Source organism: uncultured Bifidobacterium sp., from assembly GCF_949292005.1.
GTDB lineage: Bacteria > Actinomycetota > Actinomycetes > Actinomycetales > Bifidobacteriaceae > Bifidobacterium.
Window position 1 is genome coordinate 1 of sequence record NZ_CASEXV010000010.1, and the last position, 1,743, is coordinate 1,743.

At 60.1% G+C, this 1,743-nt stretch carries 2 protein-coding genes and 1 pseudogene; all 3 read right to left on the reverse strand.

Annotation, left to right across the window (positions count from 1 at the left end; translation table 11 throughout):
- Positions 1–198, reverse strand: a 198-nt coding sequence (locus tag Q1X90_RS00425; protein WP_300765691.1) for a hypothetical protein, incomplete at its 3' end; no start/stop codon positions are given.
- A gap of 296 nt (positions 199–494) precedes the next feature.
- Positions 495–977 (reverse strand): type II 3-dehydroquinate dehydratase, encoded by a 483-nt coding sequence (locus Q1X90_RS00430; RefSeq protein ID WP_300765692.1) that lies wholly within the window; start codon positions 975–977, stop codon positions 495–497.
- A gap of 32 nt (positions 978–1,009) precedes the next feature.
- A pseudogene (locus Q1X90_RS00435) lies at positions 1,010–1,743 on the reverse strand (3-dehydroquinate synthase); the annotation flags it as partial.

A 1,743-nucleotide genomic window follows, 5' to 3' on the forward strand; every position in this document is an offset into this window, starting at 1 on the left:
GTTCCATGTCTGCTGGAACGCGATCACCTGCACATCCTTTGATGAGGAGGTGCTTCCTGACTGTGTTTGCGCGTCGGACGTGACGCTCGCCTGCGCGGCCAGAGGAGCGATGACTGCCCCTCCTCCCACAAGCATGGCCAGCGCGGCCCCAATGCCCACGACCTTGGCGGTCATGGAGTTCCATCGTTGAACTGTCATATGTCCTTCCATCCTCATCCTTGAGATGTCCCGACCTGTATATCCGCGCAATGCGGACGACGTCGGGACGTGGACCTCTCCATCCACGGTCGATTCCCTTATGAACCGCTGCCCATGTCACGCAAACGCATCCATCCACGCATGCGAATCCCACAGACCACTGTCCATCGTATCCCAAGATTATGAGCGTTGCCATGCCGAATGTTACATGCGTGTCCGGCGTAATAGATGAGGAACGCGCACATCACAGGGATTCAAACATATGAAGAACGACGGGGAACCGCGATGTGCGATGATCACACGGCAAGAAGATGGGCTACGGATTCCAGGGCGAGTCGGTAGCCGAAGAATCCCATCCCCGTGATCGTCCCCGTGGCGACGGGCGATATGACGCTGCGTTTGCGGAATTCATCCCTGGACGCCGGATTGGAGATATGGACCTCCATAAGCGGAAGCCCGGCGTCTCCCACCATATGGGCCGCGTCGGCCAACGCGTAGCTGTAATGGGTGAAGGCGGCGGGATTCATGACGACCGCGGTGCCCTCGTCGACCGCCTTATGCATCCATCCGACCATGACGGCCTCATCGTCGGTCTGTCGGACCTCGACGTCAAGACCAAGGCGTTCGCCCCAGACGGAGCACAACCGTGTCAGCTCCGCAAGATCCTGATGACCATACACATCCGGCTGCCTCACACCCAGACGTCCCAGATTGGGACCATTGACGACAACGACACGTGGCCTTGCCGCCTTCTTCTCCGTGGACTCCTTGCCGCCCATAACTCCACCTTCCATGAAATCCACACGAACCATCAACGACGGATGCGCTCGAAAGCCTCCCGGACCGCGTCAAGCGGCGGATCATCCAGATGGCGAGGATGTCCGATCGACTCAAGGATCACAAAGCGCAGACTGCGCCCGCGGGCCTTCTTGTCGCGATGCATCAGCGCGAGGACCGCATCCCAGTCACCTCCGGACCATGACGTCGGCAAACCCAGGGACGACAGCAACCGCCGATGCAGGTCGACGTCCTCCTTGCTGAGGTATCCCATAATCGACGACAACTCAGCCGCGAACACGCATCCCACCGCGACCGCGTTGCCATGACGCCACCGGAAATGCTCCAACTGCTCGATCGCGTGTCCCAGAGTGTGGCCGTAGTTGAGAAACTCGCGAAGTCCCGACTCGCGAAGATCGGTCGCCACATGATGCACCTTCACCCGCACGGTGCGTTCGATCAGCTCGTCGACCACGGGCTCGAGCCCGGACCCTACAAACGACGGGCCCTCGAACGACCGCAGCTGGTCGGCGTGCTCATTGAGGATGTCAAGGATGCCGAGGTCGCGAATGAAACCGGACTTCGCGACCTCGCCAAGACCTTCGATGACGATGTCCCGTGGCAACGTGGCCAAGGTGTCGGTATCAGCAAGAACTCCGCTGGGTGTGAAGAACGAACCGACCAGATTCTTTCCCGCGGGGATATTGACGCCGGTTTTGCCTCCCGTGGAGGCGTCGACCATGGCCAGCAGCGATGTGGGGCAGTTGA

Coding starts and splice junctions, on each gene's coding strand:
- Q1X90_RS00430 (WP_300765692.1), bottom strand. CDS start 977: ATGGGCGGCAAGGAGTCCACGGAGAAGAAGGCGGCAAGGCCACGTGTC.